The sequence below is a fragment of the Streptomyces sp. NPDC001410 genome (assembly GCF_042895235.1).
In the GTDB taxonomy this organism is placed as follows: domain Bacteria; phylum Actinomycetota; class Actinomycetes; order Streptomycetales; family Streptomycetaceae; genus Streptomyces.
Map to the genome: position 1 here is coordinate 1 of NZ_JBIAWE010000025.1, position 24,414 is coordinate 24,414.

Below are 24,414 nucleotides of genomic sequence, written 5' to 3' on the forward strand. Positions count from 1 at the left end.
GAAGCACACGACGACGGGTCGCCGATTGCTGGCTGATACTTGCGGAATGGCTGTCCGGGGACCGACCGGAGTCGGCGCTCACGTCGGACAACCCGAAGAACATTACGTAGCGGGCCGGGGTGTGTCAACTCGCTGCGGGCGGGGCCCCTGCGGGCGTACGCTGGCCGACGTGATGACGCGTACGTGTACCCAGCTCTGGTGGGCCGCCTGACCGGCGGCCGTACTCACGTATGCACTCAACGGCCGCCGCCTCGGCGGCCGTTCTCGTATCTCCCTCCAGGACTCCGGGGGCCGGCCGACCGGGACGGCGGTTTCGACCTGGAGGTGGAGTAGAGATGACGCGGGTCTTCAGCGGGGTCAAGCCGACCGGACATCTGACGTTGGGGAACTACCTGGGTGCCATGCGGCAGTGGGCCGCGGTGGACCAGCACCGGGCGGACTCCCTGTTCTGCATCGTCGATCTGCACGCGCTGACCGTGGACCACGATCCGGCGCGGGTGCGCAGGCTCAGTCGTCAGGCGACGACGTTGTTGCTGGCGTCGGGGCTCGACCCCGAGCTGTGCACGGTGTTCCTGCAGAGCCATGTCGACGAGCACACCCGGCTGTCGTACGTGCTGGAGTGCGTGGCGACGGACGGCGAGATGCGGCGGATGATCCAGTACAAGGAGAAGTCCGCGCGCGAGCGTGAGCGCGGCGGGAGTGTGCGGCTGTCGCTGCTGACGTATCCGGTGCTGATGGCGGCGGACATCCTGGCCTACGGGGCGGACGAGGTGCCGGTCGGGGACGACCAGACGCAGCACGTCGAGCTGACGCGGGATCTGGCGGTGCGGTTCAACCAGCGGTACGGCCACACGTTCGTGGTGCCGAAGGCCACCCCGCCGAAGGTGGCCGCGCGGGTGATGAACCTGCAGGACCCGACATCGAAGATGGGGAAGTCGGACGACTCGGGTCCGGGGATCGTCTATCTGCTGGACGAGCCGGACGTGGTGCGCAAGAAGGTCATGCGGGCCGTGACCGACAGCGGGCGGGACGTGGAGTACGACCGGGAGGCCCGGCCGGGGGTCTCGAATCTGCTGGAGATTCTCGCAGCGTGCACGGGCGGGAACCCTGAGTCACTGGCGGCCGTTTACGACTCGTACGGCGCTTTGAAGAAGGACACCGCTGAGGCCGTGGTGGAGGTTCTCAGGCCCGTGCAGGCCAGGCACAGGGAGCTGTGCGCGGATCCTGTCTATCTGGAGGGGGTGCTGCGAGATGGTGCGGAGAAGGCTCGGGCGATGGCCCGGCCGATCGTCGATACCGCCTATCGGGCCATCGGGTTGCTGCCGCCCGTGGCGGAGCCTTCGCTGAACTCGCTGAGCGCCGCTCGCTAGCCGTGGGGCGGCGGGGTGGCCCGCCGCCTTCGCGGTGTCGTGGGTGAGTCCTTCTTGGGTGTCAGTCCTTCTTGCCGGAGGCGAGTTCGCGGCTGCGGTCGCGGGCGGCCTCGAGTGCGGCGATGAGCGCGGCGCGGACTCCGTGGTTCTCCAGTTCGCGGATGGCGCTGATCGTCGTACCGGCCGGGGAGGTGACGTTCTCGCGGAGCTTGACGGGGTGTTCGCCGCTGTCGCGGAGCATCACGGCGGCGCCGATCGCGGACTGGACGATCAGGTCGTGGGCCTTGTCGCGGGGCAGGCCGAGCAGGATGCCGGCGTCGGTCATGGCTTCGACCAGGTAGAAGAAGTACGCCGGGCCGGAGCCGGACAGGGCGGTGCAGGCGTCCTGCTGGGACTCGGGGACTCGGAGGGTCTTGCCGACGGCGCCGAAGATCTCCTCGGCGTGGGCGACGTGTTCGGGGGTGGCGTGGCTGCCGGCGGAGATGACGGACATGGCCTCGTCGACGAGGGCCGGGGTGTTCGTCATGACGCGGACGACCGGGGTGCCCGCGGCGAGGCGCTCCTCGAAGAAGGAGGTGGGGATGCCGGCGGCTCCGCTGATGACCAGGCGGTCGGCGGGGATGTGCGGGGCCAGTTCGTCCAGGAGGGCGCCCATGTCCTGCGGTTTGACCGTGAGGATCAGGGTGTCGGCGGTCTTGGCGGCCTCGGGGTTGGTGACCGCGGCGACTCCGTAACGGGCGCGGAGTTCTTCGGCACGTTCGGGGCGGCGGGCCGTGACCAGGAGGTCGGCGGGGGCCCAGCCGGCCCGGATCATTCCGCTGAGCAGGGCTTCGCCGATCTTGCCGGTGCCGAGGACTGCGACTTTCTGGCTCATGCGGTTCAGTCTGGCACCGGGGTCGGGTGTGCGGGTCGGTTGTCCGGCAGGCGGAATGTCGGTCGGCGGGTGGGCCCGCGGCTATGCCGTGCGTCGTCGCAGCGTCGCTGCCCCGAGTGCCAGGACCAGCACCGCGCAGCCCGCCACGATCGAGACGTCCCGTACGAATGTCGCCGTCATGTCCGTGTGGTGGAGGACCTCGTTCATGCCGTCGACGGCGTAGGACATCGGGAGGACGTCGGAGATGGCCTCCAGCACGGGGTGCATGTTGGGGCGTGGAGTGAAGAGGCCGCAGAGGAGGAGCTGGGGGAAGATCACCGCGGGCATGAACTGGACCGCCTGGAATTCCGAGGCCGCGAAGGCCGAGACGAAGAGACCGAGGGCCGTGCCGAGCAGGGCGTCGAGCAGGGCGACCAGCAGGAGCAGCCAGGCTGAGCCGGTGACGTCCAGGCCGAGGAGCCAGACGGCGAGTCCGGTGGCGAGGGCCGACTGGACGATGGCGAGGCCGCCGAAGGCGAGGGCGTAGCCGGCGATGAGGTCGGCCTTGCCGAGGGGCATGGCGAGGAGACGTTCGAGGGTGCCCGAGGTGCGTTCGCGCAGGGTGGCGATGGAGGTGACCAGGAACATCGTGATCAGCGGGAAGATGCCGAGCAGAGAGGCGCCGATGTTGTCGAAGGTGCGCGGGCTGGCGTCGAAGACGTAGCGCAGCAGGATCAGCATCAGGCAGGGGACGAGGATCAGCAGCGCGATGGTCCGCGGGTCGTGGCGGAGCTGGCGCAGGACGCGGGCCGCGGTGGCCGTGGTGCGGGCGGCGTTCAGGGCGCTGGTGGGCGCGGCGGGGGCGGCAGGAGTGGCGGGCGCTGCCGGTGTGGTCGTGCTCATCGGGTCGTCTCCTTGGTGCGGTCCGCGGCGTCGGCGGCGTCGGCGGCGTCCGCGTCGGCGTCGTCTGCTCGGTCTGCTTCGTCGACGAGGCGGAGGAAGGCGGCCTCGACGGTGTCGGTGCCGGTACGGGTGCGCAGGGCGTCCGGGGTGTCGTCGGCGAGGATCCGGCCCTCGCGCATGAGGAGGAGGCGGTGGCAGCGCTCGGCCTCGTCCATGACGTGGGAGGAGACGAGGAGGGTGGCGCCTCGGGCGGCGAGGTCGTGGAAGAGGTTCCACAGGTCTCGGCGCAGGACGGGGTCGAGGCCGACCGTCGGTTCGTCGAGGACGAGGAGTTCGGGCGTGCCGAGGAGGGCGACGGCGAGGGAGACACGGCTGCGCTGGCCGCCGGAGAGGTTGCCGGCGAGGGCGTCGGCGTGGCTGGTGAGGTCGACGTCGGTGAGGACGCGTGCGACGTCCTGGCGGCGTTCGGCGGGGCTGCGGCCGGGGTCGAGGATCGCGGCGAAGTAGTCGAGGTTCTGGCGGATGGTCAGGTCGTCGTAGACGGAGGGGGCCTGGGTGACGTAGCCGATGCGGCTGCGCAGGGTGGGGTGGCCGGCGGGGTGGCCGAGGACGTCGAGGGTGCCGGTGACCTTGGCCTGGGTGCCGACGATGGAGCGCATCAGGGTGGACTTGCCGCATCCGGAGGGGCCGAGCAGGCCGGTGATCTGGCCGCGCGGGACGGTGAAGCGGAGGTGGTGGAGGACGGTGCGGGGGCCGCGTACGACGGTGAGGTCTTCGGCGTGGACGGCGTCCGGTGCGGTGGGGTGGGGTGGATCGGGCGCATAATTCATCATGCGATGAATAATCTTCCCGGCGGCCGGTGCCGTCAAGGGGAGGAAGTAGGTGTGCCGCACACGAAAGCGGCGGCCCGGGAAGGAACCGAGCCGCCGCTGCCGCCGGGGAGGTTGACGAGGTGTCGGATCAGGGCTTGGTCGCGACGAGCAGGAGCACGTCGTACGTCTCCTCGACGATGCCGTCCGGGAAGACCGTCAGCACATGGCCGCGCTCTTCCTCCAGGAACGCGTTCCGGCGCTCCTCGGGAGTGACGAGGAAGGCCGAGTGGCTGCCGATGTTGGCGATGTGGGTGTCGATCGGGACCCGGCGGCTCCAGCGGACCTCGCGGCGGGTGAAGCGGAGGCGGCCGCTGGGGTCGGCGTGCTCGGTGCGGTCTCCGGTCTGGCGCTTCTCGGCGGCGATGTCCACGTCGAAGAACCGACCGAAGCGGTCGGCGGCCTCGGCGATCCACTCGACGTCGAGGGCGGAGGTGTTCCACCACAGGGCCAGCGCACCGCCCGGCCGCAGCACGCGCAGCGCCTCCGGCACCGAGTGCGCGGTGTCGGTCCAGTGCCAGGCCTGGGCGTAGGTGAGGAAGTCGGCGCGGGCGTCGGCGACGGGGAGGGCGTTGCCGTTGCCCCGCACGATCGGGATGTGCGGCAGGGCACGGCGGAACTCGGCGGCCATGCCCGCACCGGGTTCCACCGCGAGGACGTCGGCACCGCGGGCGTCCAGCAGGGCGGTCGCGATCCCGGTCCCGGCACCGACGTCCACGACCCGGGCACCGGACAGCGGCCGGCCGGCCAGCTCCTCGACGGTGTCGAAGAGGGCGGGCGGGTAGGAGGGGCGGTTCGCGGCGTACTGGGCCGCGGCGGCGTTGAAGGAGTGGGCGCGCAGGGCGGGGGACGGGGCGGCGGCCGGTTCCGGGGTGGCTGGACTCGTGGTCATGCCGCCATCGTGCGCGAGGTGAGGTGGGAGGGGACAGCGGGTTTGTGGGCGAGAGCAGCGCGTTCCGGCCAGGCACACCGCTCTGTGCGGACCTACCGCTTTCCGGCTCACGGGCTGCACCGCTTACCGGCTTTACCGCTCACCTGCGCCCGTCGCGGCTTACCGGCGCCGCTTCTTCTTCGACGGGTTGCCCGTGCGCCGGGAGGACCGGCGCTCGTACTCCTCGCGGGCCTTCTCGTACTCCTCGCGGTGCAGCTTCTCGCCCGGGGCCTCGGTGAGGGAGCGGAAGAAGTAGGCGAGCAGGGAGCCGACGAAGCCGATGGCGAGCAGGCCGCGCAGCTGGGCCTGGCGCTGGGGATCGTGGCGCCGGCCGAAGCCCTCCCAGGTGTTGCGGAAGGCGAGCGCGCTGCAGATCGCGAACATGGCGACGACCAGCACGGTCACGAAGGCGCCGGTGTCGGCGATCTGGATGCCCTCGTAGGCGAAGTTCAGGACCAGGCAGGAGGCGGCGGCCGCGGCGAGGGAGCCGACGGCCACGCCGGCTCGGCGGGCCGCGTACCCGTTGTCGTGGTTCACCCAGGAGGTGCCGAAGAAGCGGAGGGGCTCGGGGCGGGGGCCGCCCTGGGCCGCGCCGCCCGTAGAGCCCGCCGGGGTGTCCGGGGTGCCGGTCTCGTCGCTCACGGGACGATTATGGCTCCGGGCGGGGGCGGGCTCTTCGCGGGGTCAGCCGCAGCGAGGGGCGACGTAGCCGTCGCTGCCGGTCTGGACGAAGGCGTCCGAGACGTACTCACCGTTGCCGATGTTGTCCCAGATGTTCGAGGTGCCGTACGGACCGGAGATGGTGGTGCCCGGCGACTGGCAGTAGATGTGGACCTTGGCGCCCTCGGGCAGGACGCGGACGAGGTTGTAGCTCGTGCCGGGTCCACTGCGGACGTTCAGGCGTACGCCCGGCGCGACCGAGTAATAGCGCAGGGACTCCGTCGCGACCGCGGCCGCGGCGCTGCTGTTGTCGTCTTCTTCGACGCGCTCGACAGACATCGAGTGCCTCCCCCCATTGTCCCCATGACTGTCATGGGGTCACGTTGATTCCCCTGAAGCGAATTGCGAAACACCGGTGCGCAACTCGCATGCAGACGCTAGCAAGCCGCCTCTGTCTCGTACGAGTCATCGACTAGGCTCCGTGCGTCGCGCGCGCGGACGAACAGCACGGGGGTGGTCCATGACGCCACAGCGCAACACCGGAGCGGGCGCGGAAGCGGAACTTCCCGAGTACGCCGGTCAGTATCACCTGGAGTCGTGTCTGGGCTCCGGTGGCATGGGTGTGGTGCATCTGGCCCGGAGCACCTCGGGACTGAGGCTCGCGGTGAAGGTCGTACACGCCGAGTTCGCCCGGGATCGCGAGTTCAGGGGGCGTTTCCGGCAGGAGGTGGCCGCCGCCCGGAGGGTGAGCGGTGCCTTCACGGCGCCTGTCGTGGACGCCGACCCGGAGGCCGAACGGCCCTGGATGGCCACGCTGTTCATTCCCGGTCCGACCCTCTCCGAGCACGTGAAGCGGAGCGGTCCGATGCCGGCGGCGCAGCTGCGTCGGCTCATGGCCGGGCTCGCCGAGGCGTTGCGCGACATCCATCGGGTGGGGGTCGTGCACCGGGATCTGAAGCCGAGCAACGTGTTGCTCGCCGAGGACGGTCCGAAGGTCATCGACTTCGGCATCTCCCGGCCCAAGGACAGCGAACTGCGCACCGAGACCGGCAAGTTGATCGGTACACCGCCGTTCATGGCTCCCGAGCAGTTCCGGCGGCCGCGGGAAGTGGGACCGGCGGCGGACATATTCGCCCTCGGGTCGGTGCTGGTGCACGCGGCGACCGGGAGGGGACCGTTCGACTCCGACAGTCCGTATGTGGTCGCCTACCAGGTGGTGCACGACGAGCCCGACCTGACCGGGGTGCCGGAGGGTCTGGCGCCGCTGATCCTTCGCTGCCTCGCCAAGGAACCCGAGGACCGGCCGACTCCCGACGAGCTGATGCGGGAGCTGCGGTCGGTGGCCGCCTCGTACGACACGCAGGCGTTCATACCGGCGCAGCGGACGAGTGAGGACGACCGGGAGCCGAAGGCCGGCGACGAGCAGGCCGCGGAACAGCTCGCGGAGCAGTCCGCGGGACAGTCCGTGGAGCGGTCCGCGAGACGCCGTCGCCCGGGCAGGCGAGTGGCGGTCCTGGGCGCCGCGGCGCTCGGCCTGGCCCTGCTCGGCTCCCTGGTCTCGGTACGGCTGTTCGAGAGCAGCCGTCACACGTCGCAGCACGGGAGCCCGCGGACGGTGTCGACGGCCTCCGCCGGCTGGACGGCCGAACCGGTCGGGGCGGACAAGGGCATGCCGCAATGCTCCTACGGATCCGGGAAGTTGCTCTGTGCCCAGCCCGGTGCGGTGTTCGCCGTGTCCCCCGCCGACGGCACCCTGTTGTGGCGGCACTCCGTCGCCACCCGGACCACGAGCGAACCGCCCGTGGTCTCCGCCGGTCTCGTGCAGCCCTATACGAACGGCGGGGCACGTCTGGCGGCTCTCGCCCCCGCCTCGGGCAAACAGGTCTGGGAACGGAGCCTTCCCCCGGACACGACGATCCGTTACGCGGGCGGCATGGCCCTGCTCACGCGTGCCGACGGGACGGTCACCGGGGTGGACGCGGCGACCGGTGAGGCGAAGTGGCAGCGCGGCTTCCCCGGCCAGGGCGCACCGGCCTTTCTCTCGTTCCCGGGGGACTCCTCGGCCTACGCGACCCGCACGTCCGGTGACGGGTCGAGCACGCAGGTGACCGCGGTGGATCCGCGCACGGGGCACGTGCGGTGGGACGTCCGGCTCGCCGGAGCTCTGCGGCCGTTCGGTGCCCGGGGCGGCTCGGTGTTCTTCCTGTCCGTCGACAGCGTCTACGGGCAGACCAAGGAGGTCGTCCGCTACTCGGCCGCCTCCGGGCAGACGAGCCGGGTGAGGTTGCCCGTCGCGCTGGACGACGCCCAGGCGACCGTGCGGGGGTCCCTCGTCCACCTCCTGGGCACCGGTGGTTCCCTGGTCGCCGTCGACCTGGACGCGCACAAGCAGCTGTGGCGGCTGGAGACCTCCGTGACCCGGGGTTCGGCACCGGTCACCGACGGCGCGAGGGTGTACTTCAGCGCGGGTGACGGGCGGCTCCTCGCCGTCGACGCGGCCAAGGGGAAGCTCGTCGGGCAGACCGAAGCCCGCCTCGGCAGCCACTCGGCCCGGGTTGCGGGGGCGCCGCCCGCACCGGTCGTCGTCGGCCATCGCGTGTGCGCCACCGCCCCGGACGGCACCGTCTTCGCCCTCGACGCACGCGATCCCTCGGCCTGGTGACATGCGAAAGGGGCCGCCCCCGTCCGGGGGGCGGCCCCTTTGCGTGGACCGGTCAGCCCAGCTTGTTCACGTCGCGCACCGCGCCCTTGTCCGCGCTGGTGGCCATCGCGGCGTAGGCGCGCAGCGCGGCGGAGACCTTGCGCTCGCGGTTCTTGGGGGCGTACACGCCGCCGAGGGCCTGCTCGCGTCGCGTCAGCTCCGCCTCGTCGACCAGCAGCTCGATCGTGCGGTTCGGGATGTCGATGCGGATGCGGTCGCCGTCCTGGACCAGGGCGATCGTGCCGCCGGAGGCCGCCTCGGGGGACGCGTGGCCGATGGAGAGGCCGGACGTGCCGCCGGAGAAGCGGCCGTCGGTGATCAGGGCGCAGCTCTTGCCCAGGCCGCGGCCCTTCAGGTACGAGGTCGGGTAGAGCATTTCCTGCATGCCGGGGCCGCCCTTGGGGCCCTCGTAGCGGATGACGACGACGTCGCCCTCCTTGACCTCCTGGGTGAGGATGCGCTGGACGGCCTCCTCCTGGGACTCGCAGACCACGGCCGGGCCCTCGAAGGTCCAGATGGACTCGTCCACGCCGGCGGTCTTCACGACGCAGCCGTCGACCGCCAGGTTGCCCTTGAGGACCGCCAGGCCGCCGTCCTTGGAGTACGCGTGCTCGGCGGAGCGGATGCAGCCGTTCTCGGCGTCGTCGTCCAGGGAATCCCAGCGCTCGGACTGTGAGAAGGCCTCGGCGGAGCGGACGCAGCCGGGGGCCGCGTGCCACAGGTCCACGGCCTCCGGGGACGGGGAGCCGCCGCGGACGTCCCAGGTCTTCAGCCAGTCGGCCAGGGAGGGGCTGTGGACCGCGTGGACGTCCTCGTTCAGCAGGCCCGCGCGGTGCAGTTCGCCGAGGAGGGCGGGGATGCCGCCGGCGCGGTGCACGTCCTCCATGTAGTACGTGCGGTTCTTCGCGACGTTGGGCGCGACCTTGGCCAGGCAGGGGACGCGGCGGGAGACGGCGTCGATCTGCTCCAGGCCGAACGGGACGTCCGCCTCCTGGGCGGCTGCCAGCAGGTGCAGGATCGTGTTGGTGGAGCCGCCCATCGCGATGTCCAGGGCCATGGCGTTCTCGAAGGCCGCGAAGGTGGCGATGTTGAGCGGGAGGACCGACTCGTCGTCCTGCTCGTAGTAGCGGCGGGTGAGGTCCATGACCGTGCGGGCCGCGTCCTCGTAGAGCCGGCGGCGGGCCGTGTGGGTGGCCAGGACCGAGCCGTTGCCGGGGAGGGAGAGGCCGATGGCCTCGGTCAGGCAGTTCATCGAGTTGGCGGTGAACATGCCGGAACAGCTGCCGCAGGTCGGGCAGGCGTTCTCCTCGATCCGGAGGATGTCCTCGTCGGAGATCTTGTCGTTGACGGCGTCGGAGATCGCGTCGACCAGGTCGAGGGTGCGGACCGTGCCGTCGACCAGGGTGGCGCGGCCGGACTCCATCGGGCCGCCGGAGACGAAGACCGTCGGGATGTTCAGGCGCAGGGCCGCCATCAGCATGCCCGGGGTGATCTTGTCGCAGTTGGAGATGCAGACCAGGGCGTCGGCGCAGTGGGCCTCGACCATGTACTCCACCGAGTCGGCGATCAGGTCGCGGGAGGGCAGGGAGTACAGCATGCCGCCGTGGCCCATGGCGATGCCGTCGTCGACCGCGATCGTGTTGAACTCGCGCGGGATGCCGCCTGCCTCCTTGATCGCCTCGCTGACGATCCGGCCGACCGGCTGCAGGTGGGTGTGGCCCGGGACGAACTCGGTGAAGGAGTTGGCGACGGCGATGATGGGCTTCCGGCCGATGTCCGCACCGGGTACACCGGAGGCGCGCATAAGGGCGCGGGCGCCCGCCATGTTGCGGCCGTGGGTGACTGTGCGGGACCTCAGCTCGGGCATCGTCGCTCGCTCCTTCAGAGACTGCGATCAGAGAGACTTCTGACTTCCTACGAGCGTACGCCGCCCCTCCAAGGGCTGGACAAGGTTGTCCGGAATGCGGGACGCGTGTTCCACGGAACGCCGACGTCAGAGCTGCGTCACTTCAGGACCGTGTCACCCTCAGGGCTGAGTCAGATGTCCCTGCACCACCGGTGCCACCCGCGCGATGATCTGCTCCAGGTCCGCCGAGGCCAGCGGCTCCAGCTTGATCACGTAGCGCATCATCGCCGTGCCCACCAGCTGCGCGGCCGCCAGCTCGGCCCGCAGCTCCGCGTCCGGCAGGTCCACCTGGGCGGCGATGCGGCGCAGCAGCTGGGCGGCGACGAGGCGGCGGAAGACGGCGGCCGCGGTCTCGTTGTTCACGGCGGACCGGAGGATCGCGAGGAGGGGCGTACGGGTCGTGGGGTTCTCCCAGACGCCGAAGACGAAGCGGGTCAGCCGCTCCCCCACCCCCTCCAGCGGGCCGTCGGCCACCGCGTTCGGCGCATTGAGCGCGGGGGCGAAGGCGACCTCGATGGCAGCCTCGAAGACCTGTTCCTTGGTGCCGAAGTAGTGGTGGACCAGCGCGGAGTCGACCCCGGCGGCCTTGGCGATACCGCGTACGGACGTCTTCTCGTAGCCGCGTTCGGAGAACTCCTCGCGGGCCGCGGCGAGGATCCGGTCGCGGGTGTCGGCGGACTCGGCGCGCGGCGGCCGTCCCCTGCGGCGTGCGGTCGCCCCGGTCATCGCCGGGGCACCTGCAGGGCCGCGGCCAGGTGCTTACGGGTGAAGGCCAGGGCCTCGGCGAGGTCGGCCTCGCGCTCGGCGCTGGACATCGCCCGGCGGGTGTTGACCTCGATGACGACATGGCCGTCGTAGCCGGTGCGCGCGAGGCGCTCCAGCAGCTCGGCGCAGGGCTGGGTGCCGCGGCCGGGGACCAGGTGCTCGTCCTTGGCCGAGCCCCGGCCGTCGGCGAGGTGGACGTGGCCGAGGCGGTCGCCCATGCGGTCGAGCATGCCCAGCGCGTCCGTGCGGGCCGTCGCCGCGTGACTGAGGTCGATCGTGAAGTGCCGGTAGTCGTCCTTGGTGACGTCCCACTCGGGCGCATAGGCCAGCATCTCGCGGTCGCGGTAGCGCCACGGGTACATGTTCTCGACGGCGAACCGTACGTCCGTCTCGTGCGCCATCCGCCAGACCCCGGAGACGAAGTCGCGGGCGTACTGCCGCTGCCAGCGGAAGGGCGGGTGTACGACGACGGTGGAGGCACCCAGCTTCTCCGCGGCAGCCCTCGCCCGCTGGAGCTTGACCCAGGGGTCTGTGGACCAGACCCGCTGGGTGATCAGCAGGCAGGGGGCGTGCACGGCCAGGATCGGAATGCCGTGGTAGTCGGACAGGCGGCGCAGGGCCTCGATGTCCTGGCTGACCGGGTCGGTCCAGACCATGACCTCGACGCCGTCGTACCCGAGGCGCGCGGCGATCTCGAAGGCCGTCGCCGTCGACTCCGGGTAAACGGAGGCTGTCGACAGCGCGACGGACACGTCCCTTGGTTCAGCCACGTCCGTCACCTTACGGGGTCGAGTGGTGAGGGGGTGGGGTGCCTATTCGCCGTTGTGACGTTCGCCATTCGGGTGGGTGCGGGTGTGCCGCGGTTGCCTGCGCCCACGCGGCGGAGCCGCCCACCGACACGGCCCGCGCCCCTTCACGCAGTCAAGCCGTACCCATGTGATCGAGGCGCCGCAGGATCACGCCCTCGCGCAGGGCCCACGGGCAGACCTCCAGGCTCTCCACCCCGAAGAGATCCATCGCGCCCTCGGCCACCAGTGCCCCCGCCAGCAGCTGGCCGGCTCGGCCCTCGGAGACTCCGGGGAGTTCGGCGCGCTGTTGCGTGGACATGCCGGCCAGGCGGGGGACCCAGGCCTCCAGGGACTCCCGCTTGAGGTCGCGCTGGATGTAGAGGCCCTCGGCGCTGCGGGCGGCGCCGGCGATGCGGGCCAGCTGCTTGAAGGTCTTGGAGGTGGCGACCACGTGGTCGGGGGTGCCGAAGCGGTGGAACTCGCCGACGGTCCGGGCGATCTGCGCGCGAACGTGGCGGCGCAGGGAGCGGACGTCGTCGGGGACGGGCGGGTCGCCGGGCAGCCAGCCGGCGGTGAGGCGGCCGGCGCCGAGCGGGAGGGAGACGGCGGCGTCCGGCTCCTCGTCGATACCGAAGGCGATCTCCAGGGACCCGCCGCCGATGTCCAGGACCAGCAGCTTTCCGGCGGACCAGCCGAACCAGCGGCGGACGGCGAGGAAGGTGAGCCGAGCCTCCTCCGCACCGGTGAGGACCTGGAGTCTTACGCCGGTCTCGTCCTCCACGCGCGCGAGGACCTCGTCGGCGTTGGTGGCCTCCCGCACCGCGGAGGTCGCGAACGGCAGCAGGTCCTCCACGCCCTTGTCCTCGGCGGCCTGGAGCGCGTCCTGTACGACCGCGATCAGCTTCTCGACACCGTCATCACCTATGGCACCGCTGTCGTCGAGCAGCTGGGCGAGCCGAAGTTCGGCCTTGTGCGAATGCGCGGGCAACGGGCGCGCGCCGGGGTGAGCGTCCACCACCAGCAGATGCACCGTGTTCGAACCCACGTCCAGGACACCGAGTCTCATGTACGGAACGCTACTGCCAGAACCGCCGTCCTCGGTCCCCGAAGCGGCCTCGGGCCACTTACCCTGGACGGGTGCCAAAGACGAAAAAGGCTAACTCCGACAAGAGCACCAAGACCACCAAGGGTGCCAAGTCGGGCAAGGCGCCCAAATCCTCCAAGGGGTCGAAGGACCCTTCGCAGGTGAAGGCGTCGACGTCCGGGAAAGGCCCGAAGGTGAGCGACGAGAAGGGTCTCGACTTCGCGCGAGCCTGGGTGGAGTTCCCGGATCCGGCGGACGACGAGCAGATCTTCCGGTGCGATCTGACCTGGCTGACCTCGCGCTGGAACTGCATCTTCGGCAGCGGCTGCCAGGGCATCCAGGCGGGCCGCGCGGACGACGGGTGCTGCTCGCTGGGGGCCCACTTCTCCGACGAGGACGACGAGAAGCGGGTCGCCGAGCATGTGGCGAGGCTCACCCCGGAGATCTGGCAGCACCACGAGGAGGGCACGCGGGGCGGCTGGACCTCCGAGGACGAGGACGGATCCCGCCAGACCCGGCCCTTCCAGGGCTCGTGCATCTTCCAGAACCGTCCCGGGTTCGCCGGCGGCGCGGGCTGCTCGCTGCACATCCTGGCCCTGAAGGAGGGCCGGGAGCCGCTGGAGACCAAGCCGGACGTGTGCTGGCAGCTGCCGATCCGGCGCACCTACGACTGGATCGACCGCCCCGACGACACCCGCGTCCTGCAGGTCTCCATCGGTGAGTACGACCGCCGGGGCTGGGGTCCGGGCGGCCATGACCTGCACTGGTGGTGCACGTCGGCGACCTCGGCACACGGAGCGGGCGAGCCGGTGTACGTCTCCTACCGCGCCGAACTGACCGAACTGATGGGCAAGGCCGGCTACGACCGCCTGGTCGAGCTGTGCGAACAGCGACTGGCCTCGCAGCTGCCCCTGGTGGCACCGCATCCGGCGGATCCGGCGTAGGGGTGCCGGGGGCGCCTTCCGGGGCGGCGCGCTGCCTGCGGGGGCACGAGTGCCCCGACAGGCAACGTTCGCCCCGTCGCGACGCCCGGCACGCACTCTCGCCGCACCGGCCGAAAGCCCAAGTACATCCAGTACGAGGACTTCCGGCCGGCACGCCGAGAGCACGCACCGGACGCCGCTCCTTGACGGGCGAACGTTGCCTGCCGGGGCACTAGCTGTCCGACGGGCTCGGAGTTCCGTCGTCGCTCGGGGACGGTGACGGGCTCGGGGGGTCGGACGGGGTGGGGGCCGTGGGACTGGGGCTCGGGTCGGCCGGTGTCGGGGACTGGCTGGACGGCGGGTTCGTCGGGGGTGAGGACGACGGGCTCGGGTCGGGGGTGCCGGGGGCCGGGGGCGGGGTCGTCGGGCGGGTCGGGGCGGTGCCGTAGCCGTCGATGGTGACCACGGCGCCCGCCGGTGAGATGGCCACCTGTGCGTGCCAGTGGCCGGAGGGCTCGCGGAGAGGGTCGACGTACACCTTGATCGTCAACGTCTCGCCCGGGGCCAGGGTTCCCGTGGACTGGCTGAGGTAGAGCCAGGCCGCGGAGGTGGCGGCGGACCAGCGGACGGGGCCGGAACCTGAGGCCGTGAGGGTGATCAGGGTGGTGTCGCCGTCGTTGGCGGCGCTGACCGCGAGCTGTCCCGCGCCCTTCTTGTCTCCTCCGGAGACGCTGATGACCTCCACGGAGACGTCCGACTTGCCGCCCTTGCCGGGGCCGCCGGGCTTGACGCTGGCGTTTCCGGCGTTCTCGTAGCCGCCTGCGGTGTCGCTGCCGAGCGCGTCGGGCCCCTGCGCCTCGCTCGCGGTGGCCGAGCGTCCGCCGTCGGCGTCCGGGGTGCCCCGGTAGGCGGCCCACAGGGCGAGCACGGGGGCCGCGACGACGGTGGCGACGACGGTCGTGGTGACGGCACGCGCGCGCAGGCGGTCACGACGGGCCGCGCGGTCCTTGGGGTCCATCGGGAAACCGCGCCGGTCGAAACGGGGCATGGCCGCGCCCCGCGCGCGCGGCTGGTGCGTGAGGGTGACGTGCAGGGCCGCGCGGGGTGCCTCCAGGACGGGCAGCTCGGCCGGGGTGACCGTGGCGCCGGGCCAGTGGCCGGGCACCGCGCGCTCGGCGGTACGGCGGCAGCGCGGGCAGTCGTCGACGTGCCGGACCAGCTCCCGGCGTAGGGCCGTGCTGAGGACCAACTGGCTGTCTCCGGTCAGATGAGCCACGCTCGGGCACCCGCCGGTCTCGACCACGGCGAGCGCGGCGCGGGTGCGCTCGACCTCGCAGGCGGCGGAGGCGAGCAGCTCGCGCGCGGCAGCGGGCTCCATGCCGAGGACGGCGGCGACCTCGGGGGCGGCGAGGTGGTGGCGGACGGCGAGTTCCAGGGCCTCGCGCTGCTCGGGGGTGGTACCTGCCGCCTCCGGCCACGCGAGCAGGGCCAGTTCGCGGCGCCGCTGCTCCTGGATCTCCGGGGCGACGGGCGGATCGGGTGCCTGTCTCGTGGCCGCGGCCCGGCCCGCCGCGTGGGTGGCCTGACGTTTCTGCTTGGCCTCGGCGAGCCCTCGCAGGCACGCCCAGCGGGCCAGCGCGTACAGCCAGGCCCTGCGGTCGGCGGGGGCCTCCGGGACACGCTGCCCACGCCGCTCGGCCAGCACCAGGACGTCCCCGAGGGCGGCGGTGGCCGCGTCGTGGTCGCACAGCACCGACAGGCAATAGGTGAACAGACCGTCCAGGTACGGCTCGTAGCGGGCCGGCGGCCGCTGGGCGAGGGTGCGCGCGGCGGCTCGATCGCGCGCCTCTCGGTGCGCCCGGTGCGCGCCGGTGGTGCGGGTCGTGGTCTGAGGACTGCTGCTCATCACCTGTGCGACCGTAGGCGGCTACGGAGTGCACCTTCTTGCACCTTGAGCACTTTTAATCCGTACGGGTGAAACGATCCCTCATAAGGGGACAGGAACCCTTTGTTCCGCGGCTCGAACCCGACGGACATTGGCCAATACCGATCCACCCACATGCGCCCCGAGCGGGCGTTGTCAGTACCGCGGGCTACGGTTTCCGCATGGCTGCCCGTACCAAGACCACCAAGGACCGACCGTCCTACCGCTGCACCGAGTGCGGCTGGCAGACGGCCAAGTGGCTCGGCCGCTGCCCCGAGTGCCAGGCCTGGGGGACGGTCGAGGAGTACGGCGCGCCCGCGGTCCGTACGACGGCTCCGGGCCGGGTCACCAGCTCCGCGGTGCCCATCGGCCAGGTCGACGGCCGCCAGGCCACCGCACGCTCGACCGGCGTGCCGGAGCTGGACCGGGTGCTCGGCGGCGGTCTCGTCCCCGGCGCGGTCGTGCTGCTCGCGGGCGAGCCGGGCGTCGGCAAGTCCACCCTGCTGCTGGACGTGGCCGCCAAGTCGGCGAGCGAGGAGCACCGCACTCTCTATGTGACCGGCGAGGAGTCCGCGAGCCAGGTCCGGCTGCGCGCCGACCGCATCCGCGCCCTGGACGACCATCTGTATCTCGCCGCCGAGACCGATCTGGCCGCCGTCCTCGGCCACTTGGACGCGGTGAAGCCGTCCCTGCTGATCCTCGACTCGGTGCAGACGGTGGCCTCCCCGGAGATCGACGGCGCGCCCGGCGGCATGGCCCAGGTCCGCGAGGTGGCCGGCGCCCTGATCCGCGCCTCCAAGGAGCGCGGCATGTCCACGCTGCTGGTGGGCCACGTCACCAAGGACGGCGCGATCGCCGGCCCCCGGCTGCTGGAGCACCTGGTGGACGTCGTCCTGCACTTCGAGGGCGACCGGCACGCCCGCCTGCGCCTGGTGCGGGGCGTGAAGAACCGCTACGGAGCCACCGACGAGGTCGGCTGCTTCGAACTGCACGACGAGGGCATCACGGGCCTCGCGGACCCCAGCGGACTCTTCCTGACCCGTCGCGACGAGCCGGTACCCGGCACCTGCCTGACGGTCACCCTGGAGGGCCGCCGCCCGCTGGTGGCGGAGGTGCAGGCGCTGACCGTGGACTCCCAGATCCCCTCCCCGCGCCGGACCACCTCGGGCCTGGAGACCTCCCGGGTGTCGATGATGCTCGCGGTGCTGGAGCAGCGGGGCCGGATCAGCGCGCTCGGCAAGCGGGACATCTACTCGGCGACGGTGGGCGGCGTGAAGCTGTCGGAGCCGGCCGCCGACCTCGCGATCGCCCTGGCGCTCGCCTCGGCCGCCAGCGACACCCCGCTGCCCAAGAACCTCGTCGCGATCGGCGAGGTCGGCCTGGCGGGCGAGGTCAGACGGGTCACGGGCGTGCAGCGCAGGCTCGCCGAGGCACACCGGCTGGGCTTCACGCACGCGCTCGTACCGGGCGATCCCGGCAAGGTCCCGCCCGGCATGAAGGTCCTGGAAGTCGCGGACATGGGGGACGCGCTCAGGGTCCTGCCGCGCTCCCGTCGCCGAGAGGCCCCACGGGAGGCGGAGGACCGCCGGTAGACTTTGCCCAGGTCTCGCCCGTCCGTACGAACCGAGTGCGCGAAACGGGAGCGCCCCAGAACCTGCGACCGGAGGAGTGCAGTGGCAGCCAACGACCGGGCGGCAGCTCCCGGAAAGTCCGGTGGGAGTTCCGGTGCCGAGGGCCTGATGCGCGCCGCGCTGAGCGCGGTGGCTCCGGGCACGGCCCTGCGTGACGGCCTGGAGCGGGTTCTCCGCGGCAACACCGGCGGGCTCATCGTGCTCGGCTCCGACAAGACCGTCGAGGCGATGTGCACGGGCGGGTTCGTCCTGGACGTCGAGTTCGCGGCCACGCGCCTGCGGGAGCTGTGCAAGCTCGACGGCGGCATCGTGGTCTCCTCCGACCTGTCGAAGATCCTGCGGGCCGGAGTGCAGCTGGTGCCGGACCCGACGATCCCGACGGAGGAGACGGGCACGCGGCACCGCACGGCGGACCGCGTCTCGAAGCAGGTCGGCTTCCCTGTGGTCTCCGTCTCCCAGTCCATGCGGCTGATCGCCCTGTACGTCGACGGGCAGCGGCGCGTGCTGGAGGACTCGGCGGCGATCCTGTCCCGCGCGAACCAGGCGCTGGCCACCCTGGAGCGGTACAAGCTCCGGCTGGACGAGGTCGCGGGCACGCTGTCGGCGCTGGAGATCGAGGACCTGGTGACGGTCCGGGACGTGTCGGCGGTCGCCCAGCGTCTTGAGATGGTCCGGCGCATTGCCACCGAGATCGCCGAGTATGTGGTCGAACTGGGCACGGACGGCCGGCTTCTGGCGCTTCAGCTGGAGGAGTTGATCGCCGGGGTGGAGCCCGACCGTGAGCTGGTCGTCCGGGACTACGTCCCCGAGCCCACGGCGAAGCGCTCCCGCACGGTCGAGGAGGCGCTGTCCGAGCTGGACGCGCTCTCCCACGCGGAGCTGCTGGAGATGGGCACGGTGGCGCGGGCGCTGGGCTACACCGGCTCCCCCGAGACCCTCGACTCGGCAGTGTCCCCGCGGGGCTTCCGCCTGCTGGCGAAGGTGCCGAGGCTTCCCGGCGCGATCATCGACCGCCTGGTGGAACACTTCGGCGGGCTGCAGAAGCTGCTCGCTGCGAGCGTGGACGACCTTCAGACGGTGGACGGGGTTGGCGAGGCGCGGGCGAGGAGCGTGCGCGAGGGCCTGTCTCGCCTGGCCGAGTCGTCCATCCTCGAGCGGTACGTCTGATTCGAGGGCCGCTGGGTCCGTCGTAAGCCGCGGGCCGGTGGGGGCTGGTCGCGCAGTTCCCCGCGCCCCTTAAGTACTCACCGCACCGCCTACTGCCCTGGCGCCGCACGCAGCTACGCACGGGGCGTTTGCGGCCGACGGCGCTGCAACCCCCTAGGGGCGCGGGGAACTGCGCGACCAGCCCCACCCACCCGCACCCGCACGGCGAACCCGACAGCCCGCTAATCAGCCGCCAGCACGAACGAAGCCTGGGCCTTCGCGAACCCCGGCGCCTCGGCCTCCAGCAAGTACGTGCCCGTCTTCGCCGAGCCCGCCGGAGGCGTCCCGCACTGGGGAGCGCTCGGCTTGCGGTCCCACGTCACGGCGTACGTGATGCTCTGCCCCGCGGGCACCCGGAACACCAGGCTCGCCGCACCCTTCGGACAGTCGCCCGAGGACCAGTAGGCGTCACTGCTGTCGGCCGGCGTGATCGTCAACACCGCGCTCTTCGGCCCGAGATCGACCTTGCAGTCACTGGACGACGCGTTCTTCGCGACGAGTTCGAACGTCGGCACCTGGTCCGGCGAGTACGAGTTGTGCCGGCTGCGCAGGCTCAACGTGACCGCCCCGGCCGTGCACTTGGGCAGCGAGGAGGACGCCGGCAGCGCGTCGCCCGTACCGACATCGCCCCCACCGGACCCCGAACCCGAGCCACCGCCAGAGCCGCCGTCGGACCCCGCCGAGCCGGAGTCACCCTTGCCGTCCGACCCGGACCCGGTCCCGCCGGTGTCTGCCCCGCCGCTCGACTCGTCGCGCCCGCCAGGGTGTTGGCTGATCGCGGACTCCGACGAGGAGGGCCCCGGCGTGATCGTGGACACGGGGTTCTTGCCGTTGGACGCGTCGGTGTTCTTCTTGCCGCCCCCGCCACCGGCCGTGACGATCCAGGTGATCAGCAGCGCCAACACGGCGACCACCGACACCATGACGACCCTCCGTCGCCAATAAATGGAGGAGGGAAGCGGCCCGACCGGATTGCGCAGAGATCCCACGGCGCAAACTGTACGAGAGATCGGCGCGCTTGCTTGCGCCACCCGCCGCCTCGGCTCCAACTTTTCCGGATCATCATCCCGGCAACTGCCGCAGGAGAAAGGGTCCTTCACGCACCGCGACCAGACGCAACGCTCCGCAACCGCGCTGTCACCGGCCCTGCCCGCCCGACCCGTGGCAGGATCAGAAGGCCATGACTGAGAAGCTCCACGCCCCCGTGATCGCCTGGTTCGACACCCACGCCCGCGACCTCCCCTGGCGCCGCCCGGAGGCGGGCCCCTGGGGCGTGATGGTCAGCGAGTTCATGCTGCAGCAGACCCCCGTCAGCCGGGTCCTGCCCGTCTACGAGCAGTGGCTCGCCCGCTGGCCGCGCCCCGCCGACCTCGCCGAGGAGGCCCCCGGAGAGGCGGTGCGCGCCTGGGGCCGGCTCGGCTACCCGCGCCGGGCGCTGCGGCTGCACGGCGCCGCGGTCGCCATAACGGAGCGGCACGGCGGGGACGTACCGACGGACCACACCCAGCTGCTGGCGCTGCCCGGCATCGGCGAGTACACGGCCGCCGCGGTGGCCTCCTTCGCGTACGGGCAGCGCCACCCGGTGCTGGACACGAACGTGCGCCGGGTCTTCGCCCGGGCGGTGACCGGGGTGCAGTACCCGCCGAACGCCACCACGGCCGCCGAGCGCAAGCTGGCCCGTGAGCTGCTGCCCAAGGACGAGAGGACCGCCGCCCGCTGGGCCGCCGCGTCCATGGAGCTGGGCGCGCTGGTGTGCACGGCGAAGAACGAGGGCTGCCATCGCTGCCCGATCGCCGTGCAGTGCGCCTGGCGGCTGGCGGGCAAGCCGGAGCACGAGGGTCCGCCGCGCCGCGGACAGACGTACGCCGGCACGGACCGCCAGGTGCGCGGCAAGCTGCTCGCCGTGCTGCGGGAGGCGCACGCGCCGGTGCCACAGGCGGCGCTCGACAGGGTGTGGCACGAGCCGGTGCAGCGCGCCCGCGCGCTCGACGGGCTCGTCACGGACGGTCTCGTGGAGCCGCTGCCCGGCCATCTGTACCGGCTGCCGCTGATCTGACACACAGCCAAGTCACGGCGTACAGGCCTTCGTTACGGACCCTCCAGCCATACAAACCATCCCATAAAGGGACATTAGGGCCAGCTTCCTTACCCCGAACCCACTTCCGTTACACAACCGACGGACAGCCGATTGCTAGCCGCAGGCTGCTCCGCACAGCCCCGTGACAACAGCTCCGTAGCTTTTTTCTCGTGCCCGGCAGACCACGGGCCAGCGGGACAGCGGGACTTCGGCGGGGAGCCGGAGTACGGGGAACGGAGGCGGTTGATCATGGCGCAGGGTGAGGTGCTCGAGTTCGAGGAGTACGTCCGCACCCGGCAGGACGCGCTGCTGCGCAGCGCTCGCCGGCTGGTTCCGGACCCGGTCGACGCCCAGGACCTGCTGCAGACCGCGCTGGTGCGGACGTACGGCCGCTGGGAGGGCATCGCCGACAAGCGGCTCGCCGACGCCTATCTGCGCCGGGTGATGATCAACACCCGTACCGAGTGGTGGCGGGCGCGCAAGCTGGAGGAGGTCCCGACCGAGCAGCTGCCGGACGCCTCCGTCGACGACTCCACCGAGCAGCACGCCGACCGGGCCCTGCTGATGGACATCATGAAGGTGCTCGCTCCGAAGCAGCGCAGCGTCGTGGTGCTGCGACACTGGGAGCAGATGTCCACTGAGGAGACGGCCGCGGCCCTCGGCATGTCGGCCGGTACGGTCAAGAGCACGCTGCACCGGGCGCTCGCCCGGCTCCGCGAGGAGCTGGAGGCCCGCGATCTGGACGCACGCGCGCTGGAGCGTGAGGAGCGGGAGCGTTGCGCGGCCTGACCGGGGCCGGGCCCAGCGAGGCCCGAGGCAGTACACAGGCGGTGATCACGGCTGCGGCCGCGGTCGCCGCCCTCGCCCTTTTCGTCGTCGCGTGCGGCACCGGGGGAACCGGCACCCGGGACGAGGGCCCGGCGCAGGCGTCGGCGGTCGCGGGAGCCGCCGACTCTCCCAGCCCGAGCACGACCGCCGGCTATCGGGAGGTGGACGCGGTCGCGCTGATCAAGAAGGACCCGGCGGTCTCCCCGACGGTGAAGCGGGAGCTGAAGCCGTGCAGCGGCGACGACGACTACCCGATCGAGACCACCTACGGCTATCTGACCGGCGGATCCGTCAACGACGTCCTGATCAACGTGTCGACCTGCGGTGACTGGGTGGGCATCGGCACGTACATGTACCGGGATGTCGGCGGCACCTACAAGAATGTGTTCAAAGCCGAGGATTCGCCGGTCGTCGGGGAGATCGACGGCACCGCCCTGACCGTTACGAAGCAGGTGTACGACACGGACGATCAGATGTCGAACCCGTCCAGGGAGACCGTGCTCACCTACGCGTGGAAGGCGGGCCGGTTCACCCAGCGGTACAGGCACGACACCTACTACAGCAGAACCGGCGGCGACACGGCGTCCGCGTCGGACAGCTGAACCCCCCACGTACGCCCACCACAAGGACTGAGAGCACCGGGATGGCAGACCAGACCCACGTCCTGTTCGTCGAGGACGACGACGTCATCCGCGAGGCCACCCAGCTCGCCCTGGAGCGGGACGGCTTCGCGGTGACCGCCATGCCCGACGGACTGTCCGGCCTGGAGGCGTTCCGGGCGGACCGCCCCGACATCGCGCTGCTGGACGTCATGGTCCCGGGCCTGGACGGCGTCAGCCTGTGCCGTCGTATCCGGGACGAGTCGACCGTGCCGGTCATCATGCTCTCGGCGCGGGCGGACTCGATCGACGTCGTCCTCGGTCTGGAGGCGGGCGCCGACGACTATGTGACCAAGCCGTTCGACGGTGCCGTCCTGGTCGCCCGGATCCGCGCGGTGCTGCGCCGCTTCGGCCACGCCGGTGCCGCGCACGGCGCGCAGGACCCGGCGCAGGTGAACGGCGGCCCGCTGACCTTCGGTGACGTGGAGATCGACACCGAGGGCATGGAGGTGCGCCGGGCCGGGCAGCCGGTGGCGCTGACCCCGACCGAGATGCGGCTGCTGCTGGAGTTCTCCACCGCGCCCGGCACCGTGCTCTCCCGGGACAAGCTGCTGGAGCGGGTGTGGGACTACGGCTGGGGCGGGGACACCCGGGTCGTCGACGTCCATGTGCAGCGGCTGCGGCAGAAGATCGGCCAGGACCGGATCGAGACGGTCCGCGGCTTCGGCTACAAGTTGAAGGCCTGAGCGGGGCCGACATGCGGGGGATCATCAGGCGCCCGGTGGGGTGGGCGGAGCGCGCAGGCCTGCGGACCGGGCTCAGATGGAAGCTCAGCGCGGCGATCGCCCTGGTCGCCGGGCTGGTGGCCATAGCGCTCAGCCTGGTCGTGCACAACGCCGCCCGGGTCTCGATGCTGGACAACGCGCGCGACCTGGCCAACGAGCGGGTGCAGCTGGCCCAGGGAAACTACGAGCGGTTCGGGCGGCCGAACTTCCCCAACATCAAGATCGACGACCCCGAGCTGCCGCTGGTGCTGCGCGAGAAGGTCCAGGAGGGCCGCCGGGCCAGCTACGTCAGCGACCACCGCGGCGGCGTGCCGGACATCTGGGCGGCCGTACCCGCCAAGGACGGGCATGTGCTGTCCCTGCACAGTCACTTCCCGGACCGCTCCACCGACGTGATGAAGGACCTCGACCAGGCCCTGGTCATCGGGTCCATCGCGGTCGTGCTCGGCGGCAGCGCGCTCGGCGTGCTGATCGGCGGGCAGCTGTCGCGGCGGCTGCGCAAGGCGGCGGCCGCGGCGGGCCAGGTAGCCAACGGCGAGACCGACGTACGGGTGCGGGAGGCCATCGGCGGGGTCGTACGGGACGAGACCGACGATCTCGCGCGCGCGGTGGACGCGATGGCGGACGCGCTGCGGCAGCGTCTGGAGGCCGAGCGGCGGGTGACCGCCGACATCGCGCACGAGCTGCGCACCCCGGTGACCGGCCTGCTCACCGCCGCCGAACTCCTGCCGCCCGGCCGCCCCACCGAACTGGTCCTGGACCGGGCGAAGGCGATGCGCACGCTCGTCGAGGACGTCCTGGAGGTGGCCCGCCTCGACAGTGCCTCCGAGCGGGCCGAGCTGCAGGACATCGTGCTGGGCGAGTTCGTGGCCCGGCGCGTGGCGGCGAAGGACCCGGACATCGCCGTACGGGTGGTGCACGAGTCGGAGGTCACCACCGACCCGCGCCGCCTGGAGCGCGTCCTGTTCAACCTGCTCGCCAACGCCGCCCGGCACGGCAAGCCGCCGATCGAGGTCACCGTCGAGGGCCGGGTCATCCGGGTCCGCGACCACGGCCCCGGCTTCCCCGAGGCGCTGCTCGCCGACGGACCGAGCCGCTTCCGCACCGGCAGCGCGGACCGCGCGGGCCAGGGTCACGGCCTGGGCCTGACCATCGCGGCCGGCCAGGCCCGGGTGCTGGGCGCCCGCCTGACCTTCCGCAACGTACGCCCCGTCGGCACCCCCGACCATCTCCCGGCCGAGGGCGCGGTGGCCGTCCTCTGGCTCCCGGAACACGCGCCCACGAACACGGGCAGCTATCCGATGCTGCCGCGGTCCGGGGGCGTCGGCAGCTGAGCACGGAGCCGGGTTCCCTGAGGGGCCGCCCTCACGTGGTGGCGACGAGCAGCTCCTCCCCGCGTGACGGCCGCAGGCCGTCCGTCCGGTCGGCGAAGTAGCGCTCGCCGAGTTCCACGGCCGTGACATGGCGGACCTCACGGAACCCGCTCTCGCGGGCCAGGGCCAGGATCCGCGGCGGTGTGAAGAAGCTGAGGAAGGGGGTCCCGGCGGCACGGGCGCCGTTCACGGCGGCCTGCAGCTGCGGACGTTGCTCCGGCTCGACCTCCTCCAGCGG

The 24,414-nt window shown here is 71.7% G+C and carries 23 protein-coding genes; 10 read left to right on the forward strand and 13 right to left on the reverse strand.

Going from position 1 to position 24,414, the window contains the following annotated elements:
• Nucleotides 1-335 precede the first annotated feature (335 nt).
• A complete protein-coding gene (trpS, locus tag ACFY3C_RS39910) occupies nucleotides 336-1,370 on the forward strand; it encodes a tryptophan--tRNA ligase (RefSeq protein WP_390774335.1) in 1,035 nt (344 codons plus the stop codon).
• A gap of 61 nt (nucleotides 1,371-1,431) precedes the next feature.
• Here the strand turns inward: trpS and proC are convergent, their stop codons facing one another.
• From proC to ACFY3C_RS39940, 6 genes are all read right to left on the reverse strand, one after another.
• A complete protein-coding gene (gene proC / locus ACFY3C_RS39915) occupies nucleotides 1,432-2,244 on the reverse strand; it encodes a pyrroline-5-carboxylate reductase (protein WP_386579612.1) in 813 nt (270 codons plus the stop codon).
• 81 nt (nucleotides 2,245-2,325) lie between these two features.
• A complete protein-coding gene (locus ACFY3C_RS39920; protein ID WP_386579611.1) occupies nucleotides 2,326-3,126 on the reverse strand; it encodes an ABC transporter permease in 801 nt (266 codons plus the stop codon).
• Nucleotides 3,123-3,959: an ABC transporter ATP-binding protein gene (locus tag ACFY3C_RS39925; RefSeq protein ID WP_390774336.1), complete on the reverse strand. Its 837-nt coding sequence runs from the start codon at nucleotides 3,957-3,959 to the stop codon at nucleotides 3,123-3,125. The genes ACFY3C_RS39920 and ACFY3C_RS39925 overlap by 4 nt, the downstream gene beginning before the upstream one ends.
• 127 nt (nucleotides 3,960-4,086) lie before the next feature.
• On the reverse strand, nucleotides 4,087-4,887 hold the full coding sequence (locus tag ACFY3C_RS39930; RefSeq protein WP_390774337.1) for a class I SAM-dependent methyltransferase: 801 nt from the start codon (nucleotides 4,885-4,887) through the stop codon (nucleotides 4,087-4,089).
• 159 nt (nucleotides 4,888-5,046) lie between these two features.
• Nucleotides 5,047-5,568 carry an EamA/RhaT family transporter gene (locus ACFY3C_RS39935; protein ID WP_390774338.1) on the reverse strand — a complete coding sequence of 174 codons (522 nt, stop codon included), beginning with the start codon at nucleotides 5,566-5,568 and terminating at the stop codon, nucleotides 5,047-5,049.
• 42 nt (nucleotides 5,569-5,610) lie between these two features.
• On the reverse strand, nucleotides 5,611-5,925 hold the full coding sequence (locus tag ACFY3C_RS39940) for an SH3 domain-containing protein (protein ID WP_390774339.1): 315 nt from the start codon (nucleotides 5,923-5,925) through the stop codon (nucleotides 5,611-5,613).
• A gap of 181 nt (nucleotides 5,926-6,106) precedes the next feature.
• On the opposite strand from ACFY3C_RS39940, the gene ACFY3C_RS39945 reads away from it, so the two are divergent.
• Nucleotides 6,107-8,248 (forward strand): serine/threonine-protein kinase, encoded by a 2,142-nt coding sequence (locus ACFY3C_RS39945; protein WP_390774340.1) that lies wholly within the window; start codon nucleotides 6,107-6,109, stop codon nucleotides 8,246-8,248.
• A 52-nt stretch (nucleotides 8,249-8,300) separates the two neighbouring features.
• Here the strand turns inward: ACFY3C_RS39945 and ilvD are convergent, their stop codons facing one another.
• The 4 genes from ilvD to ACFY3C_RS39965 all read right to left on the reverse strand — a co-directional run bounded on the left by ilvD (nucleotide 8,301) and on the right by ACFY3C_RS39965 (nucleotide 12,812).
• Entirely contained in the window at nucleotides 8,301-10,154 is a 1,854-nt protein-coding gene (ilvD, locus tag ACFY3C_RS39950) for a dihydroxy-acid dehydratase (protein ID WP_390774341.1), read from the reverse strand.
• A gap of 159 nt (nucleotides 10,155-10,313) precedes the next feature.
• Entirely contained in the window at nucleotides 10,314-10,919 is a 606-nt protein-coding gene (locus tag ACFY3C_RS39955; protein ID WP_386579601.1) for a TetR family transcriptional regulator, read from the reverse strand.
• The gene (locus ACFY3C_RS39960; protein WP_386579599.1) at nucleotides 10,916-11,728 is read right to left on the reverse strand and encodes a sugar phosphate isomerase/epimerase family protein; all 813 of its coding nucleotides are present in this window, start codon (nucleotides 11,726-11,728) and stop codon (nucleotides 10,916-10,918) included. Before ACFY3C_RS39960 ends, ACFY3C_RS39955 begins: the two co-directional genes overlap by 4 nt.
• Before the next feature lie 151 nt (nucleotides 11,729-11,879).
• Nucleotides 11,880-12,812 carry a Ppx/GppA family phosphatase gene (locus ACFY3C_RS39965; protein WP_390774342.1) on the reverse strand — a complete coding sequence of 311 codons (933 nt, stop codon included), beginning with the start codon at nucleotides 12,810-12,812 and terminating at the stop codon, nucleotides 11,880-11,882.
• 179 nt (nucleotides 12,813-12,991) lie between these two features.
• On the opposite strand from ACFY3C_RS39965, the gene ACFY3C_RS39970 reads away from it, so the two are divergent.
• Nucleotides 12,992-13,774: a hypothetical protein gene (locus ACFY3C_RS39970; RefSeq protein WP_390774430.1), complete on the forward strand. Its 783-nt coding sequence runs from the start codon at nucleotides 12,992-12,994 to the stop codon at nucleotides 13,772-13,774.
• A gap of 211 nt (nucleotides 13,775-13,985) precedes the next feature.
• Here ACFY3C_RS39970 and ACFY3C_RS39975 read toward each other — a convergent pair whose 3' ends face one another.
• Nucleotides 13,986-15,662 (reverse strand): hypothetical protein, encoded by a 1,677-nt coding sequence (locus ACFY3C_RS39975; protein ID WP_390774343.1) that lies wholly within the window; start codon nucleotides 15,660-15,662, stop codon nucleotides 13,986-13,988.
• A 197-nt stretch (nucleotides 15,663-15,859) separates the two neighbouring features.
• On the opposite strand from ACFY3C_RS39975, the gene radA reads away from it, so the two are divergent.
• Together radA and disA are read left to right on the forward strand one after the other, a co-directional pair.
• The gene (gene radA / locus ACFY3C_RS39980; protein ID WP_390774344.1) at nucleotides 15,860-17,269 is read left to right on the forward strand and encodes a DNA repair protein RadA; all 1,410 of its coding nucleotides are present in this window, start codon (nucleotides 15,860-15,862) and stop codon (nucleotides 17,267-17,269) included.
• Nucleotides 17,270-17,350: 81 nt separating this feature from the next.
• A complete protein-coding gene (disA, locus tag ACFY3C_RS39985; protein ID WP_386579590.1) occupies nucleotides 17,351-18,475 on the forward strand; it encodes a DNA integrity scanning diadenylate cyclase DisA in 1,125 nt (374 codons plus the stop codon).
• Between the two features lie 221 nt (nucleotides 18,476-18,696).
• Here the strand turns inward: disA and ACFY3C_RS39990 are convergent, their stop codons facing one another.
• Nucleotides 18,697-19,503 (reverse strand): hypothetical protein, encoded by an 807-nt coding sequence (locus ACFY3C_RS39990; RefSeq protein ID WP_386579588.1) that lies wholly within the window; start codon nucleotides 19,501-19,503, stop codon nucleotides 18,697-18,699.
• 191 nt (nucleotides 19,504-19,694) lie between these two features.
• Here ACFY3C_RS39990 and ACFY3C_RS39995 point away from each other — a divergent pair, with 191 nt between their 5' ends.
• The 5 genes from ACFY3C_RS39995 to cseC all read left to right on the forward strand — a co-directional run bounded on the left by ACFY3C_RS39995 (nucleotide 19,695) and on the right by cseC (nucleotide 24,137).
• Nucleotides 19,695-20,570, forward strand: a complete 876-nt coding sequence (locus tag ACFY3C_RS39995) for an A/G-specific adenine glycosylase (RefSeq protein ID WP_390774345.1) — start codon at nucleotides 19,695-19,697, stop codon at nucleotides 20,568-20,570.
• Nucleotides 20,571-20,840: 270 nt separating this feature from the next.
• On the forward strand, nucleotides 20,841-21,380 hold the full coding sequence (locus tag ACFY3C_RS40000; protein WP_067006350.1) for a SigE family RNA polymerase sigma factor: 540 nt from the start codon (nucleotides 20,841-20,843) through the stop codon (nucleotides 21,378-21,380).
• Nucleotides 21,368-22,021, forward strand: coding sequence for a hypothetical protein (locus tag ACFY3C_RS40005; protein WP_390774346.1), 654 nt, complete (start codon nucleotides 21,368-21,370; stop codon nucleotides 22,019-22,021). The genes ACFY3C_RS40000 and ACFY3C_RS40005 overlap by 13 nt, the downstream gene beginning before the upstream one ends.
• Before the next feature lie 41 nt (nucleotides 22,022-22,062).
• The gene (gene cseB / locus ACFY3C_RS40010; protein ID WP_390774347.1) at nucleotides 22,063-22,764 is read left to right on the forward strand and encodes a two-component system response regulator CseB; all 702 of its coding nucleotides are present in this window, start codon (nucleotides 22,063-22,065) and stop codon (nucleotides 22,762-22,764) included.
• An 11-nt stretch (nucleotides 22,765-22,775) separates the two neighbouring features.
• A complete protein-coding gene (cseC, locus tag ACFY3C_RS40015; protein ID WP_386579580.1) occupies nucleotides 22,776-24,137 on the forward strand; it encodes a two-component system sensor histidine kinase CseC in 1,362 nt (453 codons plus the stop codon).
• 31 nt (nucleotides 24,138-24,168) lie between these two features.
• Here cseC and ACFY3C_RS40020 read toward each other — a convergent pair whose 3' ends face one another.
• Nucleotides 24,169-24,366 carry a hypothetical protein gene (locus ACFY3C_RS40020; RefSeq protein ID WP_390774348.1) on the reverse strand — a complete coding sequence of 66 codons (198 nt, stop codon included), beginning with the start codon at nucleotides 24,364-24,366 and terminating at the stop codon, nucleotides 24,169-24,171.
• Nucleotides 24,367-24,414 lie beyond the last annotated feature (48 nt).